The 16,643-nt window shown below is 67.1% G+C and carries 13 protein-coding genes; 6 read left to right on the top strand and 7 right to left on the bottom strand.

What is annotated here, in order from left to right; genetic code table 11:
- Window positions 1-342: 342 nt before the first annotated feature.
- The 6 genes from AC3WLC_RS00670 to AC3WLC_RS00645 all read left to right on the top strand — a co-directional run bounded on the left by AC3WLC_RS00670 (window position 343) and on the right by AC3WLC_RS00645 (window position 7,041).
- Complete coding sequence (locus tag AC3WLC_RS00670) at window positions 343-1,218, top strand: sugar phosphate isomerase/epimerase family protein (RefSeq protein WP_493682024.1); 876 nt, start codon at window positions 343-345, stop codon at window positions 1,216-1,218.
- Window positions 1,215-2,729 carry a sugar ABC transporter ATP-binding protein gene (locus AC3WLC_RS00665; RefSeq protein ID WP_493682023.1) on the top strand — a complete coding sequence of 505 codons (1,515 nt, stop codon included), beginning with the start codon at window positions 1,215-1,217 and terminating at the stop codon, window positions 2,727-2,729. The genes AC3WLC_RS00670 and AC3WLC_RS00665 overlap by 4 nt, the downstream gene beginning before the upstream one ends.
- Window positions 2,726-3,706, top strand: a complete 981-nt coding sequence (locus AC3WLC_RS00660) for an ABC transporter permease (protein ID WP_493682022.1) — start codon at window positions 2,726-2,728, stop codon at window positions 3,704-3,706. Before AC3WLC_RS00665 ends, AC3WLC_RS00660 begins: the two co-directional genes overlap by 4 nt.
- Window positions 3,703-4,686: an ABC transporter permease gene (locus AC3WLC_RS00655; protein WP_493682021.1), complete on the top strand. Its 984-nt coding sequence runs from the start codon at window positions 3,703-3,705 to the stop codon at window positions 4,684-4,686. The genes AC3WLC_RS00660 and AC3WLC_RS00655 overlap by 4 nt, the downstream gene beginning before the upstream one ends.
- An 82-nt stretch (window positions 4,687-4,768) precedes the next feature.
- Window positions 4,769-5,893 carry a substrate-binding domain-containing protein gene (locus AC3WLC_RS00650; RefSeq protein ID WP_493682020.1) on the top strand — a complete coding sequence of 375 codons (1,125 nt, stop codon included), beginning with the start codon at window positions 4,769-4,771 and terminating at the stop codon, window positions 5,891-5,893.
- 122 nt (window positions 5,894-6,015) lie between these two features.
- Window positions 6,016-7,041 (top strand): LacI family DNA-binding transcriptional regulator, encoded by a 1,026-nt coding sequence (locus AC3WLC_RS00645; protein ID WP_493682019.1) that lies wholly within the window; start codon window positions 6,016-6,018, stop codon window positions 7,039-7,041.
- 2 nt (window positions 7,042-7,043) lie between these two features.
- On the opposite strand, the gene AC3WLC_RS00640 is transcribed toward AC3WLC_RS00645, so the two are convergent.
- The 7 genes from AC3WLC_RS00640 to AC3WLC_RS00610 form a co-directional block, all read right to left on the bottom strand.
- On the bottom strand, window positions 7,044-9,023 hold the full coding sequence (locus AC3WLC_RS00640) for a hybrid sensor histidine kinase/response regulator (protein WP_493682018.1): 1,980 nt from the start codon (window positions 9,021-9,023) through the stop codon (window positions 7,044-7,046).
- Window positions 9,024-9,090: 67 nt separating this feature from the next.
- On the bottom strand, window positions 9,091-9,975 hold the full coding sequence (locus tag AC3WLC_RS00635; protein ID WP_493682017.1) for a DMT family transporter: 885 nt from the start codon (window positions 9,973-9,975) through the stop codon (window positions 9,091-9,093).
- Window positions 9,976-10,060: 85 nt separating this feature from the next.
- Window positions 10,061-11,350, bottom strand: a complete 1,290-nt coding sequence (locus AC3WLC_RS00630; RefSeq protein ID WP_493682016.1) for an ArgE/DapE family deacylase — start codon at window positions 11,348-11,350, stop codon at window positions 10,061-10,063.
- 137 nt (window positions 11,351-11,487) lie between these two features.
- On the bottom strand, window positions 11,488-13,095 hold the full coding sequence (locus tag AC3WLC_RS00625; protein WP_493682015.1) for an ABC transporter ATP-binding protein: 1,608 nt from the start codon (window positions 13,093-13,095) through the stop codon (window positions 11,488-11,490).
- Window positions 13,095-13,931, bottom strand: a complete 837-nt coding sequence (locus tag AC3WLC_RS00620) for an ABC transporter permease (RefSeq protein ID WP_493682014.1) — start codon at window positions 13,929-13,931, stop codon at window positions 13,095-13,097. Before AC3WLC_RS00620 ends, AC3WLC_RS00625 begins: the two co-directional genes overlap by 1 nt.
- On the bottom strand, window positions 13,928-14,905 hold the full coding sequence (locus AC3WLC_RS00615; protein WP_326874367.1) for an ABC transporter permease: 978 nt from the start codon (window positions 14,903-14,905) through the stop codon (window positions 13,928-13,930). Before AC3WLC_RS00615 ends, AC3WLC_RS00620 begins: the two co-directional genes overlap by 4 nt.
- 109 nt (window positions 14,906-15,014) lie before the next feature.
- On the bottom strand, window positions 15,015-16,571 hold the full coding sequence (locus AC3WLC_RS00610) for an ABC transporter substrate-binding protein (RefSeq protein ID WP_493682013.1): 1,557 nt from the start codon (window positions 16,569-16,571) through the stop codon (window positions 15,015-15,017).
- Between the last annotated feature and the right edge of the window lie 72 nt (window positions 16,572-16,643).

Below are 16,643 nucleotides of genomic sequence, written 5' to 3'. Positions count from 1 at the left end.
TCTCGCTGGCGCGCATCGACGATGCCCGAGCCGACATGGCCTGGCGACGACAATCGGGTCGATCGATGGGTTTCGGGCCACCGGCGCCGCCGAAACGGCAACGTCCAAGGATAAAGCGGCGAGCTACAGCCAGGTCACGACCTTTGGGGGGAACGGAGCGTCGCAAACAGCCGGTTGACAGTTTTGCAATCGATTACATAATCACTTTCGAAGCGGCTCCGCAGAATGAGCCATTCTTGGGAGGAGCACCGATCATGCACATCGGCACCGTCGATTCATCGGCATTCTCCGGCGGCGCGACCGCGCTGCGGCTGCGCTGAACGCGCCGCGAAAGCCCAGGCCATGGTCCAGATCGGCTTCAACCTGCTGACCGTCGGCGGCTTCATCGACGAGGCGCACCTGCCCTTGTGCGAGCGCATCCGCGAGATCGGCTACGACGGCGTCGAGCTTCCGGTCTTCGAGGGGGATGTCGGCCATTACGAGCGGCTCGGCCACCGCCTCGATACGATTGGCCTGAAGCGCACCATCGTCTCCATCGTCGCCGAGGACAGCAACCCGCTCTCGCCCGATTCGGCCATTCGCCGCAAAGCACGCGAGCGCCATCGCTGGGCGGTCGAATGCGCCGCGGCACTCGGCGCCAGCGTCATTGCCGGCCCCTACCACTCGCCGGTCGGCGTCTTCACCGGCGAAGGCCCGCACGAGGACGAGCTCGCTCATCTGGCCGAGGCACTTCATGCGATGGCGGATGATGCCGGCAGGGCCGGGATCGCGCTTTCGCTAGAGGCGATCAACCGCTTCGAATGCTACGCGCTGAACACGATGGAGGCCGCGAGCGCGCTGAAAGCGAAGGTCGCGCATCCGAACTTCGGCTACATGTACGACACCTTCCACGCCAATATTGAGGAGCGCGACCCGATCGGCGCCTATATGCGCTACGCGCCCGAGATCAACCACATCCACCTCTCCGAGAATGATCGCGGCATCGTCGGCCGCGGCCATGTGCCCTGGAGCGAGACGTTCCGCGCCATCCGCGCCACCGGCTATGATGGTTGGCTGACGGTCGAGGCCTTTGGCCGGGCCCTGCCCTCGCTCGCCGCGGCAACGCGAGTCTGGCGCGACCTCTTCCCCGACCTCGATACGCTCCTCACCGAGAGCCACGACTTCATCCGGCGCGGCTGGGCCGAGGCAGCTGAGCCGGCCAAGACAGGTGCCGCATGAGCGCGGGCACGCCGGTCCTTTCGATGCGCGGCATCGGCAAGAGCTTCACCGGCGTGCGGGCGCTCGACGATGTCAGCCTCGATTGTCAGGCCGGCGAGGTCCATGCCATTTGCGGCGAGAACGGCGCTGGCAAGTCGACGCTGATGAAGGTCCTGGGCGGCGTCTACCGCCCCGACGAGGGCGAGATCCTGCTCGGTGGTCAGCCCGTCGCCTTCCGGCACCCGGTCGAGGCGCGCCGGGCTGGGATCAGCATCATCCACCAGGAACTCAGCCTGCTGCCCGAGCGCAGCATCGCCGACAACATCTTCCTCGGGCTAGAACCGACCCGCCATGGCCTCCTTGATCGTGCCGCGATGCAAGGTGGCGCGCGCAGACTGCTGGAGCGCGTCGGCGCCAGGGTCCATCCCGGCGCGCTGGTGAAATCGCTCTCGATCGCCGAGCAGCAACTGGTCGAAATCGCCAAGGCGCTGGCGCTCGATGCCCGCATCATCGTCATGGACGAGCCGACCGCGGCGCTCGACGAGCGCGATGCCGGCCGGCTGCTCGAGCTGGTCGGTACGCTCAGGCGCGAGGGCGCCGCGATCCTCTACATCTCCCATCGCATGGCCGAATTGAAGGCGATCGCCGACCGCATCACCGTGCTGAAGGACGGCAAGCTCGTCGCGACGCGCACCGCCGCCGCGCTAACACCGGCGATGATCGTCAGGCTGATGGTCGGCCGCGACCTCGCCGATTTCTTTCCGCCACCGGGCGATCCCGCCAGGCTCGGCCCCACCGTCCTGTCGGTCAAGAAGGGCGGCAACGCCATCCTCTCTGACATCGCGCTCGACCTGCGCGCCGGCGAGATCATCGGCGTCGCCGGGCTCGAAGGCTCCGGCAAGGGCGCGCTCGGCCGCGCCCTGTTCGGCGACGAACCCTTCACGCGCGGCCGCATGGTCGTCGATGGGCAGGACGGCCTGATCGGCTCGCCACGCGCCGCCATTGCTGCCGGCATCGGCTTCCTCTCCGACGACCGCAAGAAGGAGGGCATCGCCCCGCAGCAATCGCTGCGCGACAATGTGCTGATGACGCTGCGCGCCTTTGCGCGTCGCCTGCTGCCGCCGGGTTCCGGCGCGATGGCGCGCGCCGCCGCCGACCGGCAACTGACCGAGGTCGATGTCAGGGCAGCCGGCTTCGCGCAGGAGATCCGCGAGCTCTCCGGCGGCAACCAGCAGAAGGTCGTGATCGGCCGCTGGCTGGCGCGCGACCCCAAGGTCTTGATCTTCCTCGAACCGACCCGCGGCATCGACGTCGCCGCCAAGGCAGCGATCTACCAGCTGATGCGCAGCCTTGCCGATCGCGGCCGCGCCATCCTGATGATCTCCTCCGACCTGCCGGAGATCATCGGCGTCAGCGACCGCATCCTCGTCATGCATGAAGGCCGCATCGCCGGCGAGCTCCAGCGCGGCGCGAGCGAAGAAGACGTGATGCACTTGGCGCTGGGCACCGGAGCGACGGAGGCCGCGGCATGAGCGCCAACGCCGACATCGCAGTCGCCCGCCCGGCACGCGACCTGCCGGTGGCGCCGCTGCTCTTTGCCGGCTCGCTCGCGCTCTATGTCGTGACCGCGCTCGCGACCGGCCAGCATGCTTATCTCACCGGCGAGGGTTTTGTCGGTCTGACTCAGCGCATGGTTGCGCTCGGCATCGTCGCGCTCGGGCAGACACTCACCATCCTGGTCGGCTCGATCGATCTCTCGGTTGCCAATCTGATCAGCGTCTCTGCCGTGCTCGCCTCCTTTATCATGAAGGGCGAGCCGGCGATGATCGCTCCCGCCGTGTTGGCAGTGCTGGCGCTTTCGGCCGCGGTCGGCCTCGTCAATGGGCTGATCATCGCCCGGCTCGACGTCAATCCGCTGATCGCGACGCTCGGCGTCGGGCTGATCCTGCAAGGCCTGCTTTCGGCGAGCTTCAGCAATTTCGCCGGCTCGGTTCCGGCAGCCTTCCAGGCCTTCGCCTATGGCCGGATCGGCCCCCTGCCCTGGTCGGTACTGCTGCTGTTCGTGCTCACCTTCGCGATCTGGCTGCTGCTGAGCCGCACGCGCTTCGGCGCCCATCTCTACGCGACCGGCGGCAATCGCGACGGTGCCCGCCTCGCCGGCATCCGCACCGAGCGCGTGATGATCGGCGCGCATGTGCTGTGCTCGCTGATGGCCGGTCTGACCGGGCTCTATCTCGCCAGCCGCCTGCGCGCCGGCGCGCCCTGGGTCGGCCGCGACGGCGTCTATGATCTCGAATCCATCGCGGTCGTAGTGATCGGCGGCACGCTTCTCGCCGGCGGGCGCGGCGGGGTCTGGGGCACGCTGGCCGGCGTCTTCCTGTTCGCCACGCTCGACGCCGTCTTCAACATGACCGGCATCGACGCCTTCCCGAAACAGGTGCTGCGCGGCGCCATCGTCATCCTCGCGGTCGCCGTCTATGCGGTGCGCAGCAAGGGGCATGTCGCATGAGCGCCGCGGCCGCCCCTGCCAGCCCCTCGGTAGCGCTGCGTTTCGCCCGCGGCATCAATGTCGGCCTCGCCGTCTTCCTCGTGCTCTACGGCACGATCGCCGTGCTGCAGCCGGGCTATTTCGAGGTCGAGGGCCTCCTCAATTTCCTGCGCCGAGCGGCACCGCTGATCATCCTCGCCTGCGGCCAGCTCTTCGTCATCGCCGGCGGCGGCTTCGATCTGTCGATGGGCTCGCTGGTGACGCTGACCGTGCTCGGCGGCTCGATGCTGGCCGGCGGCAATCCCGACAACACCTGGTGGACGATCGGCGTGCTCTATCTGATCGGGCTCGGCGTCGGGCTGGTCAACGGGCTCGTCGTCACCCTGCTCAAGGTGCCCTCGATCATCGCGACGCTCGGCATGCTGCTCTCGCTCAACGGCGCGGCGCTGATGTGGTCGGGCGGGGCGCCGCGAGGCTATCTGCCGGAGAATTTCCGGGCGCTCGGTCGCCTCGTCTATCGCGACGTACCGGTCACCGGGATCATGCCGCTCTCGGTGCTCATCCTGATCGGTTTCGTCGGGATCGCCGCCTGGCTGCTACACGCGACCGTCTTCGGCCGGCAGGTGCTGGCGGTCGGAGACAATCCACGCGCGGCCGAGCTTTCCGGCGTGCCGGTCGGCGCGACGCGGATGCTGGTCTTCGTCATCTCGGCGCTGTCGGCAGTGACCGCGGGCATCCTGCTCGGCGGCTTCGCGGGCGTCTCGACCGCGGTCGGACAAGGGCTGGAGCTGCAGGCGATCGCCGCCTGCGTCATCGGCGGGGCACAATTGCTCGGCGGGCGCGCCAGCGTGACCGGCGCGGTCGCCGGCGCGCTCAGCCTGTTCGCGCTGTTCACCTTGCTCAACCTGATGGGCCTGCCGCAGCCGCTGCGCGAGACCTTGCAAGGCCTGATCCTGATCGCCGCGGTGGCATCGAGCGCCTGGCGCATGCGGCGCGCCTGAGACTGAGAGTTTTCGGAAGCGCGTGATCCCACGCGCTCCGCCAGAGGCCGCCGGCAAGGCGGCGCGACAGAGGGAGGTGAAGATGAAGACGCAGATCGGTTTGACGGCACTGCTGGCGGCGTTGTCGACGGGCGCCATCGCCCAGAACTTCAACGATCCCGCCGAATTCGAGCGCCAGAAGGCGCTGCTGACGGTCGCCCCGCAGGGTCCCGACGGCAAGCCCTGGGAGCAGAACCTCGGCGGCGAGAAGGTCGACACCGCCAAGTACAAGAAGCCCGGCCCCTACAAGCTCTGCTTCTCCAATGCCGGCGTGAACAATCCCTGGCGCGTCGTCGGCTTCACCAACATGCAGGCCGAGGTCGACGCCAACAAGGCCGACATCGCCTCGTTCACCCATGCCGATGCCGAGGGCAAGGACGACAAGCAGATCTCGGACATCAACGCCTTCGTCAACAGCGGCCAGTGCGACGCGCTGATCGTCTCGCCGAACACCACGGCGGCGCTGACGCCGGCGGTCGAGGCCGCCGCGAAGAAGCTACCGGTCGTGGTCTTCGATCGCGGCGTCGACAGCAAGGCCCCGGTCACCTTCATCAACCCGATCGGCGGCTATGGCTTTGGCATCCAGGGCGCGAGCTTCATCGCCGAGAAGATCCCGGCCGGCGGCTCGGTGCTGGCGCTGCGCATCCTGCCGGGCGTCGACGTGCTGGAGAACCGCTGGGCCGCGGCCGAGCGCATCTTCAAGGAGAAGGGCATCAAGGTCGTCGGCGCCGAGTTCACCAATGGCGACAACGCCAAGACCAAGGCGATCGTCGAGGACTACATCAACCGCTTCGGCAAGATCGACGGCGTCTGGATGGATGCGGGCGCCACAGCAGTCGCGGCGCTCGAGGCCTTCGAGGATGCCGGCAAGCCCTATCCGGTGATCAATGGCGAGGACCAGCAGGACTTCCTGCAGAAATGGAAGAAGAACAAGCTCACCGCGATCGCGCCGACCTATCCGACCTATCAGTGGCGCACCCCGGTGATCGCGGCGATCCGCATCCTCAAGGGCGAGCCGGTGGTGGGGCCGACCTGGAAGCTGCCGCAACCGGCGATCACGGCCGAGACCCTCGACAAGTTCGTCAACGACAAGATGCCGCCGCTGCACTATGCGCTCTGCGGCTGCGAGCAGATGGCGAACTATCCGACCCGCTGGGGCGGCAAGTAACAACGAATCCGGGCGCCTGCATGCGGCAGGCGCCCGCCTTTGCCCCAACGGCAGCGATTGCGGCATGATGGGTATCCTGCCTCCTCGTGCCGATTCGCTGCCACGCTTCCAGATCATCCACCTTGCAAGACGCAACCCCAGCCGCTCCGACCATCGCCGAAGTCGCGCGCCTCGCCGGCGTCTCGACCGCGACGGTGTCGCGCACTTTGGCCCAGCCCGAGAAGGTCAAGGCCCGCACTCGCGAGCGCGTGCTCGACGCGGTCAAGGCGACCGGCTTCATCCCCAACGCTCAGGCGCGCAATCTGCGCCTGCAGGCGACGCGCACCGTGATCCTGCTGGTGCGTGACATCAGCAACCCGTTCTATCTTGAGATCTACAAGGGCGTCGAAGAAGCGGCGATCGACGCCGGCTACAAGGTGCTGATGGGCGATGCCCGCGACGATGACGAGCGCATCCTGCGCTATGTCGACATGGTCAGGGAGCGCCACGCCGACGGGCTGATCCTGATGGTCGGCCGCTTCCCCGAGGCACTCGCCAAGCGCAGCCGCCTGCCGCCCATCGTCGTCGCGCTGGAGATGCTGCCCGGGCTGAACCTGCCGACGGTCAAGGTCGACAACCACGCTGCGGCCCGCGCCGCGGTCGCTCATCTCGCCCGGCTCGGCCATCGCAGCATCGCCCATATCGCCGGACCGATGCCGGACCCGATGAGCCTCGATCGCCACGACGGCTACCTCGCCGGCCTGGCCGATGCCGGCATTCCGGCCGATCCGAGCCTCATCGTCGAGGGCGACTTCGGCCTCGCCGCCGGCCGTGCCGCGATCCGCACGCTCGATGAGAGGGGCGTGGCCTACACCGCCATCTTCGCCGCCAGCGACCAGATGGCGGTCGGTGCGATGGGCGAACTGCGCGCCCGCGGCCGCAACGTGCCCGACGACGTCTCCGTCGTCGGCTTCGACGACATCGTGCTGGCGGAGGCGGTCGAGCCGCAGCTCACCACGGTCCACCAGCCGCGCCGCGAGATCGGCCAGGCGGCGATGGCACTGCTGATCGAGCAATTGTCAGGAGGTGGCCGCCGTCCCGATCTCGTGCTGCCGACGCGGCTCATCGAGCGTGCCTCGGCGGCCGCGCCGCCCAAGCAACTCCGATAGGCTCAGGCCGCGGCTGCGGTCGCGCGTCGTGCCATGGCAGCCGCGACCGCCTTTTCCAGATCGGCCTGCCAGAACGGCTTGTTCAGCCGCAATACGCCCGCCCTGGTGCCGGCCGGCAGATCGGCATAGCCGGTCGCGAGAATGACGGGCAGCGTCGGCCAGCGCTCTGCGACCTCCGCAATCAGCTGCGCGCCGGTCATCTGCGGCATGGCATGGTCGGTGATCAGCAGGTCGATCTCGTCATCGCCTTGCAGGATCGCCAGAGCTTCCCGAGCCGAGCTCGCCTCGATCACCCTGTGGCCGAGATCCTCCAGCAGCGCGGTGGTGTTCATCAGCACGAGCGCATCGTCATCGACCGCGAGCACGGTAAGCGGGCGCGGCGCTTCGGCCACCTCCGTCTTCACCTCGACAGGCAATCGAACGGGCTCGGCCATAGCGGCTGCGGCAGCCACCGGCAGCCAGATCTCCACCGTCGTGCCGTGGCCAGGGCGGCTATGCAGCTGCAAACGGCCGCCGAGTTGCTCGGCCATGCCGTGCACCATCGAGAGGCCGAGCCCCGTGCCCTTGCCGACGCCCTTGGTGGTGAAGAAGGGTTCGGTCGCCTGGGCGAGCGTCTTGGCATCCATGCCGCTGCCGGTATCGGCAACCGAGAGCCGGATATAGTCGCCATCCGGCAGGCCGCTCCGATGGCCTCGGGCGACGGACTCGTTCCTGGCTCCGACCCGCAGCACGCCGCCCTCCGGCATGGCGTCGCGGGCGTTGACGGCGAGATTGAGCACGGCGGTTTCGAGCTGGTTCGGATCGGCCGCGGCCATGGCGAGATCGGCAGGGAAATCCGTCTCGATCCGGATCAGCGGCCCCAGCGAGCGCTGCAGCAGATCGCCCATCTCGGCAACGAGTACATCGATGGCCACCGGCTGCAATTCCAACTCCTGCTTGCGGGCGAAGGAGAGCATGCGCTGCGTCAGGGAGATGCCCCGGCTAGCCCCCTTGATCGCATTGTCGATCAAGCCGAGCTGACGCTCATCGCCGATCTGGCGACGGACGAGTTCGAGGCTGCCCAGCACGGCAGTGAGCAGGTTGTTGAAGTCGTGCGCCACGCCACCGGTGAGCTGGCCGAGCGCTTCGATCTTCTGCGCCTGGAACAGCGCCTCGCGCGCTGCATCGAGCTCGGCCTGGACCTTCTGGCGCTCGGTCAGGTCGCGCGTGACCTTGGCGAAGCCAATGATCTTTCCGCCATCGTCGCGGATCGGGTCGATGACGATGCTCGCCCAGAAGGTTTCGCCGTTCTTGCGGACCCGCCAGCCCTCCCTCTCGGCGCTGCCATTGTCGATTGCAGCCTGGAGCGTCTTTTGCGGCTCGCCGCGCTCACGATCCTCAGGCGTATAGAACAGCGAGAAGTGTTTCCCGATGATCTCGTCGGGCGCATAGCCCTTGATGCGCTCCGCACCGAGATTCCAGTTGGTGATGATGCCGTCGGCGTCGAGCATGTAGATCGCGTAGTCGGTCACGCCCTGCACCAACAGGCGGAATTTCTCTTCCGAACGCCGCAGCGCCTCGTCGGCCTGGCGCCGCTCGGTCAGGTCGCGCGTGACCTTGGCATAGCCGAGCACGCGACCGGTCGCCGGATTGAGGATCGGGTCGATGACGACATGGGCCCAGAAGCGCGTGCCGTCCTTGCGGACACGCCAGCCTTCCTTCTCGAAGCGGCCCTCCTCCGCGGCCATGCGCAAGGCACGCTCCGGCAGGCCGGCGGCGCGATCCTCCTCGGTGTAGAAACGCGAGAAGGATTGGCCGATGATCTCGTGATCCTCATAGCCCTTGAAGCGCCGCGCGCCCGGGTTCCAGCTGATCACGGTGCCGCGCGGATCGAGCATATAGATCGCGTAGTCCGTGACGGACTCCACCAGCAATCGATAACGCTCGGCGGTCACCGGACCTTCCGCAATCTGAAGCACGTTTGGAACCTTGGCATGTGACATGTCGAACGCGCTGAACGCGGCGCTGCACAAAAGGTTCCCGGTGGCACAAAGAAAAATTGACCTTGGGTCAACGGCTCGGTTTCGGCGAGACCAGGATCGCTCCTGAAGCCGCGACGACGAGGACAAGTCCGAGCCAATCGCTCGCCGTCGGCCTCTCGCCCAGAAGCAGCACGGAGCCGAGCGCTCCGACGGCCGGAACCATCAGCGTTCCCAGGCTGGCGATCCCGGCCGGCAGACGCGCGATCACGGTGAACCAGAGGAAATAGGCAAGGGCCTGCGCGCCGAGGATATGGAAGGTGAGCGCCGCCGCGACCGGCGGCGAAAGCACCTTTGGGACCGGCACACCTTCGAAGGCGAGCATGCCGATACCGGCGGCCGCCCCGCCGATCAGCAATTGCCAGGCGGCGATCGCCAGCGTCGGCGCCGCGACCGGCCAGCGCTTGGTGACAATCGTGCCGAGCGCCCAGCTGAGGCTGGCGAGGAAGGCGAGCGCGAGCCCCGGCGAGAACTGTCCGGCGCGGATCAGCGGCAGGCCGAGGCAGAGCAGCCCGGCGATGCCCAGCCCCAAGCCGATCAGGCGCGGGCGATCGAAGCGCTCGCCGAGCGCCGGCCAGGCCATCAGCGTCGCCCAGACCGGCATGGTGAAGGTCAGGATCGCGGCGCGCGAGGTCGGCGCCATCAGTTGCGCGAAGGCGAGCAGGATGTTGAAGGCGGCGATCGAGAGGATGCCGGCAACGATCAGCCTCGGCCAGTGCTCTTGCGGCACCCGCAGGCTGATACCGCGTGCCAGCGCGACAGCGACAAGCGCGAGACCGGCGAAGGTCATGCCGCCGGCCCGCAAGGTCCAGGGTGCGATCTCGGTCAGCGAGATCCGCACCGCCGGCCAGTTGAAGCCCCAGAGCAGCCCGAGCAGCGGAACAAGCAGGAGCGAGCGGGTGGGGACAGGCGGCATGGTGCGACTATGCGTGAGGACAGGTCTGTGCCGTCATGCCATTTCGATGGAGGCTCGATGCACGGCAGGCGCGCACGAGCCTGCGTCAGCCCTCGACCGGCTCCACCCCGCACCATTCGGCGACGAAGAGCGCCATCGTACCGGTGATGCGTTTCAGCGAGGCCAGGCTGACGCGCTCGTCGAAGGCGTGGATGTTCTGCGAGATCGGCCCGTAGCAGAGCGCCGGCACCTTGTCGTAGAGCGCGTAGACGCGGGTATCGAGATAGCCGGGGGTCATGAAGCTCTTCAGCGCCTTGCCCGTCGAGGCCTTGTGGGCATTGCCGAGCACGGCCTCGGCCTCGCTGCCGGGCTCCAGCACATAGCCTTCCGACCAGAAGCCGTTGAAGACGACCTTGGGCGGATTGTTGGAGAGGAAGGTGTCGGAGCGCGCGAAGGCGAGCACCTTGGCCTCGATGCGCTTGCCGAGTTCCTCGGCCGACATGCCGGGATAGAGCCCGATGCGGCAATCGACCCGGCACCAGCACGGCACCGAGGAAGCCCAGTCGCCGCCCTCGATCTTGCCGATGTTGAGGTTGATCGGGTGGGCGATGTCCTCGAAATGCTTGCGGCCATGCTTCTCGCGATTGAGCGCGGCTTCGAGCTCACGCAGCGCGCCGATGACGCGATAGGCCGCGTCGATCGCGTTCGCGCCGGCCGCCATCTCGCGCACATGCATCGGCACGCCGCGGACCTCGAACTGGAACCAGAGCACGCCCGTGTTAGCCCGGACCAGCATCTCCTCCTCCGGTTCCGGGATCAGCACGGCATCGGCCTCGTAGCCGCGCAGATGGGTCATCAGCGCACCGTTGCCGGTCGATTCCTCCTCGACCACGGACTGGACATAGACGGTTCCCGCCGGCTGCAGGCCGATGCGCCGGAGCGCGTCGAGACAATGGAGATTGGCAGCGCCACCGGCCTTCATGTCGGCGCCGCCGCGGCCATAGAGCCAGTCGCCATCGATCACCGGATCGAAGGGCGGATGCGTCCAGAGCTCGGCCGGACCGGTCGGCACCACGTCGACATGGGACTGCAGGATCAGCGAGCGGCCCTTTTCCTCGCGCGGATGATGGATGCCGACGACGATCGGTGCATCCGAATGCGTATCCGAGAACGGCGCGCCGCCGGGATGGCGGCCGATCGCCTCGCGATCCATGGCGAAGCGGTCCATGGTGAAGCCGCGCTGCTTCAAGGCCCGGAAGATGAAGTCCTGGACGGTGTGCTCGTCGCCGCGCGTCGAGGGGAAGCGGATCATCTCCTGGGTGAAGGCGATCTGCTCGGCAAAGCCTGCTTCGACGGAAGCGAGAATGCGGTCGCGCAAGGCGGGATCGAGCGGCATGGGGGTCTCCGATACATAGGCAAGCATTCGGCTGGCTCGTCATGGTCGGGCTTGACCCGACCATCTCGGAAACCAGCTATCTGGTCATGAGATTCTCGGTTCTGCGCTTCGCTGCGCCCGAGAATGACGGGTGGGGCTCACCGCCCGAACCGCTCCCCACCGGGAACGGCGGCGAGCAATTGGCGGGTGTAGTCGTGCTGGGGAGAGGCGAAGAGCGCCGCGGTCGGACCGCTCTCGACGATCCGGCCGCGCTGCATCACCGCGATCTTGTCGCAGATCTGCGCGGCGACGCGCAGGTCATGCGTGACGAATAGGATGGCGAGGCCGAGCCGCTGCTGGATGTCCTTGATCAGCTTCAGGATCTGCGCCTGCACGGAGACGTCGAGCGCCGAGACCGCCTCGTCGGCGACGAGCACGTCGGGTTCGAGGGCGAGCGCGCGGGCGATGCCGATGCGCTGGCGCTGGCCGCCGGAGAACTCGTGCGGATAGCGGTCGATCGCATTGGCGGAGAGGCCGACCAGTTCGAGCAGCTCTTTCGCCCGCGCCAGCGCGTCCTTGCGTGACGTGCCGTGCGCGACCGGGCCGTCCGAGATGATCCGGCCGACCGTCTGGCGCGGGTTGAGCGATGCGAACGGGTCCTGGAAGACCATCTGGATGCGCTTGCGGTGCGGGCGGAGCGCCGCGACGCTGAGATCGGTGATGGCGAGATCGCCGAGGATGATACGGCCCGAATCCGGCTCGATCAGGCGCAGGCAGCAGCGCCCGACCGTCGATTTGCCCGAACCGGATTCGCCGACGAGCCCGAGCGTCTCGCCCCGTGCCAGCGTGAAGCTGACGTCGTCGGCGGCCCTGACCTCGCGGCCGGGGCGGAAGAAGGCGCGCTTGCGATAGACCTTGCCGAGCTTCTCGACGGTGAGAACCGGCTTTAAGTCAGGCAGCGCCGGCCGCTCCGGCGGCGTCAGCGAGGGCACGGCGGCGAGCAGCTTCTGGGTATAGGGGTGGCGCGGCGAGCCCAGTACCTGGTCGACCGTGCCCTCCTCGACAAGCACGCCCTTCTCCAGCACGGCGATGCGATCAGCAATCTCGGCGACGACGCCCATGTCGTGGGTGATGAACAAGACCGCCGTGCCGTGCTTATGGCGGAGATTGTCGATCAGCTTGAGGATCTGCGCCTGCGTGGTCACGTCGAGCGCCGTCGTCGGCTCGTCGGCGATCAGCAGCTTGGGTTCGAGCGCGAGCGCCATCGCGATCATCACACGCTGGCGCTGGCCGCCGGAGAGCTCATGCGGGTAGGCGCGCGCCAGCCGCTCCGGCTCCGGCAGGCCGACCTCGGTCAACAGCGCGACGGCCCTCGCATAGCGCTCCGGCTTGCTCAGCAGCTTATGCGCCTCGAAGGTCTCGACGATCTGCTCGGCGACCCGCATCACCGGATTGAGCGAGGTCATCGGCTCCTGGAAGATCATGCCGACCTCGCGGCCGCGCACGTCCTGCATCGCGTCTTCCGACAACGCCAGCAGGTCGCGGCCGGCGAGCTTGATCGCGCCCGCGACTGGCTTCACCGCCCTGGGCAGCAGCCCCATCACCGCATGGGCAATCATCGACTTGCCGGAGCCGGATTCGCCGACGACGCAGAGCGTCTCGCCGGCGGCGATCGCAAGCGTCGCACCCTCGACCGCATAGGGGCGGTCGGCCATGACAGGCAGAGCGAGCTTCAGGCCTTCGATCGAGAGAACGGGCTCGGCCATCATTCCCTCTCCCGGGCGAGGCGCGGGTTCAGCGCGTCGTTCAGCCCCTCGCCGGCGAGGTTGAGCGCCAGCACGGTCAGGAAGATCGCGACACCCGGGAAGAAGCTGATCCACCAGGCGTCGAGCAGGCGCGTGCGGCCGGCGCCAACCATGTAGCCCCAGCTCATCAGATTGGGATCGCCGAGGCCGAGGAAGGAGAGCGAGGATTCCAGCAGGATCGCCGAGCCGATCATCAGCGAGCCCATGACGATGATAGGCGCGATCGTGTTGGGCAGCACCTGGCTCCAGATGATGCGCGCGGTCGGCTGGCCGATGGTGATCGCCGCCTGGACATATTCCCGCGTCTTCAGCGAGAGCACTTCGCCGCGCACCAATCGCGCCACCGGCGGCCAACTGACCACGCCGATGGCGAGCACGATCGAGCCGAGCTTGGGCTGCAGGATCGCGACCAGCACGATCGCGAGCGCGAAGGAGGGAATGGTCTGGAAGAACTCGGTGAAACGCATCAACGCATCGTCGATGAAGCCGCCGGCATAGCCGGCGATGGCGCCGAGCGGCACGCCGATCAGCAATGCGACAATCGTCGAGACCAGCCCGATCGTCAGCGAGACGCGGGCGCCGTGGGCGAGGCCGGAGGCGATGTCGCGCCCGAGCGTGTCGGTGCCGAGCGGGAAGCGCTCCATCACGAAGGGGGCGAGGAAGGGCCGCGCCACCGTTCGCCAGGGCGATTGCGGATAAAGTTGCGGCGCGATGATCGCGAACAGGATCACCACGACCAGGATGGCAAGGCCGATCAGGGCGCCGCGATTGCGGGCAAAGCGCTTGAGGAAGCTCATGACACCGCCTCGATGCGCGGATCGGCCAATCGGTAGACGAGATCGGTCAGGATGTTGAAGCCGACGACCATGGCCGAGGAGATGAAGAAGACGCCGAGCAGCACCGAATAATCGCGCTGCACCAGCGCATCGAACATCAGCCGTCCGATCCCCGGCCAGGCGAAGACCGTCTCGGTCAGCACGGCGCCGCCGACGAGCTGGCCGGCCTGCAGGCCCGCCAGGGTCACCACCGGCAGGATGGCGTTGCGGGCGACATGTCGCCGCGAGACGAGGCCGGGCGCCAGCCCCTTGGCGCGGGCGGTCTTGACGAAATCGGCGCCGGCGACCTCGAGCATCGAAGCCCGCATCATCCGCGCATAGAGCGCGGTGAAGAACAGGCCGAGCGTCAGGGCCGGCAGGACTAGGTGGCTGGCGATGTCGAGCGCGCGGGCGAGCCCGGTATAGTTCGCGCCGATGCTCTCATAGCCGACATTGGGCACCAGGCCGAGCTTCAGCGAGAAGACGATCTGGCTCATCAGCGCGACCCAGAACAGCGGCGTCGCATAGAAGACCAGCGCCAGCGTGGTGATGACGCTGTCCTGCCAGCGGCCGGCGCGGCGGGCGGCAAGAGCGCCCATCAGCGTGCCCAGGCCGAGCGAGACGATGAAGGCGGCGCCGGTCAGCAGCAGCGTCGCCGGCAGGCGGTCGAGGATCAGGCTCAGCACGCTCTGCTGCTGGCGGTAGCTGAAGCCGAGATCGAAGGTGAGATAGCCCTTGAGATAGACCCAGAGCTGGGTCAGCAGCGGCTGGTCGAGGCCGAAGCGCTCGCGCAGCTGGATCAGCAATTGCTCGTCGGCGGCGCCGGCCTCGCCGGCCAGCACCTGCGCCGGATCGCCAGGGGCGGCCCGGATCAGGAAGAAGTTCAGCACCGCGATGGCGAAGAGGACGACGATCCCCTTCGCGAGCCGGCCGGCGAGGAATTGCGCGAGGTTCATTCAGGCTCCGCTGGCGTCATTCTCGGGCGAAGCGCAGCGCAGACCCGAGAATCTCTTGCAGGAGATGCTCGGGTCAGGCCCGAGCATGACGTGATCCTATCGGATCACGTCACTCCTTCCAGGCGTCGCGGAAGCCGTCGTCGACGCCGATGCCGGTGGTGACGAGGTTCTTGACGTTGCAGCGATAGATGGTCGGGAAATCCATCTCGAGCAGCCAGAGCACGGGCAACTCGTCGGCGAGGAGCTTCTGCACCTTGGTGTAGAGCTCCTGGCGTTCCTTGTCGGTCGGCGCCACCGCCGCGTCGGCGAAGAGCTTATCGACCTCGGGGTTCGAGTAGCCACCGACATTGGCGAAGGGATTGCCCTTGGCGATGTTGCTGGTGATGTAGCTGCGCGCCACGCCCATGGCGGGGTCGCCGAGCTGGTAGAGGAAGTTGAAGTTGAGATCGAAGTCCCAGTTGCTGGCCTTCTGGGTCCAGCCGGGCACGTCGGTGTTCTCGACCTGCACCTTGACCCCGACATCCTCGAGGTTCTGCTTGATCGCCTCGGTCCAGCGCGTCCAGGTCTCGCCATAAGGCAGGTTGAGCAGGCGGATCGTCTCGCCCTTGTAGCCCGAGGCCTTGATCAACTCCTTGGCCTTCTTCGGGTCGAAGTCGTATTTCGGCACGTCGCCCGAATAGAACTTGGTCTTCGACGAGATCGGGCCGGTCGGCAGCTTGCCGAGCCCGCCCCAGACCACCTCGCGGCCGAACTCGCGGTCGATCGCGTACATCAGCCCCTGGCGGAACTGCTTGTTACCCAAAATGCCGTTGCGAACGTTCGGCGTCAGCCACGCATGGGGGGCGAACATCTCCCAGCCCTTGGTCGTCATGCAGGTGTTGGGCAGCTTGGAGAGGCGGGCGACGTCGTAGACATCGACCGAGCCGCCGGTCAGCACATCGACCTTGCCGGTCTCGTAGGCAACGGCACGCGCCGCCGCATCAGGGATGATCTGCCAATAGATCTCGTCGAGGTTCGGCTTGCCCTTCAGCCAGTAGTTCTCGTTCTTGACGAGATGGATATAGGAGCCCTTCTTCCACTCCTTCAGCTTGAACGGGCCAGTGCCGATCGGCGTGTTGTTGGCCGGGTTGGCGCGATAGTCGGTGCCGTCATAGATGTGCTTCGGGATCATCGGCGCGGAGGCAACCTCCTGCGTCATGATCATCGGGCCGAAGGGCTGCTTCAGCGTGATCTTCACGGTGAGGTCGTCGACCTTCTCGATCTTCTCGACCTGGGCATTGACGATCGGGCGCCAGCGCGGATGGACCTCGCGCAGGAACTTGTCGAGGGTGAAAACGACATCGTCGGCGGTGAACGGCTTGCCGTCATGCCAGGTCACGCCCTCCTGCAGCTTGAAGGTGTAGACCTTGGCGTCCGGCGAGATCTCCCAGCTCTTGGCCAGCGAGGGCTGCGGATTGAGCTTCTCGTCATAGCGCAGCAGCGATTCGTAGATGTTGCCGGCGACCATGTTGGTCGGGCCGTTCTGGTTGAGCCCCTGCATCAGCATCGGCGGCTCGGGCTGGACGACGACATGGACCGTGCCGCCCTTCTTCGGTTCCTGCGCCTGCGCCACGCCGAGCGCCAGGACGGAGGCGGCGAGCGCCAGGCCAAATTTCAATCCGGTCATCGTCGTTCTCCCCCGTTTGTTCATTGGCAGCCGGTTCGGGCGGATCGCACCTGATCGGGCGCCCGTTGGCAA

This window comes from Allobosea sp. GW821-FHT03A12 (assembly GCF_058986765.1).
Note: the sequence above shows the minus strand (reverse complement) of the source record. Positions and strands in the feature narration are given on the sequence as shown.

Coding starts and splice junctions, on each gene's coding strand:
- AC3WLC_RS00655 (WP_493682021.1), top strand. CDS start 3,703: ATGAGCGCCGCGGCCGCCCCTGCCAGCCCCTCGGTAGCGCTGCGTTTC.
- AC3WLC_RS00670 (WP_493682024.1), top strand. CDS start 343: ATGGTCCAGATCGGCTTCAACCTGCTGACCGTCGGCGGCTTCATCGAC.
- AC3WLC_RS00615 (WP_326874367.1), bottom strand. CDS start 14,905: ATGAACCTCGCGCAATTCCTCGCCGGCCGGCTCGCGAAGGGGATCGTC.
- AC3WLC_RS00630 (WP_493682016.1), bottom strand. CDS start 11,350: ATGCCGCTCGATCCCGCCTTGCGCGACCGCATTCTCGCTTCCGTCGAA.
- AC3WLC_RS00625 (WP_493682015.1), bottom strand. CDS start 13,095: ATGGCCGAGCCCGTTCTCTCGATCGAAGGCCTGAAGCTCGCTCTGCCT.
- AC3WLC_RS00620 (WP_493682014.1), bottom strand. CDS start 13,931: ATGAGCTTCCTCAAGCGCTTTGCCCGCAATCGCGGCGCCCTGATCGGC.
- AC3WLC_RS00640 (WP_493682018.1), bottom strand. CDS start 9,023: ATGTCACATGCCAAGGTTCCAAACGTGCTTCAGATTGCGGAAGGTCCG.
- AC3WLC_RS00665 (WP_493682023.1), top strand. CDS start 1,215: ATGAGCGCGGGCACGCCGGTCCTTTCGATGCGCGGCATCGGCAAGAGC.
- AC3WLC_RS00610 (WP_493682013.1), bottom strand. CDS start 16,571: ATGACCGGATTGAAATTTGGCCTGGCGCTCGCCGCCTCCGTCCTGGCG.
- AC3WLC_RS00650 (WP_493682020.1), top strand. CDS start 4,769: ATGAAGACGCAGATCGGTTTGACGGCACTGCTGGCGGCGTTGTCGACG.
- AC3WLC_RS00660 (WP_493682022.1), top strand. CDS start 2,726: ATGAGCGCCAACGCCGACATCGCAGTCGCCCGCCCGGCACGCGACCTG.
- AC3WLC_RS00635 (WP_493682017.1), bottom strand. CDS start 9,975: ATGCCGCCTGTCCCCACCCGCTCGCTCCTGCTTGTTCCGCTGCTCGGG.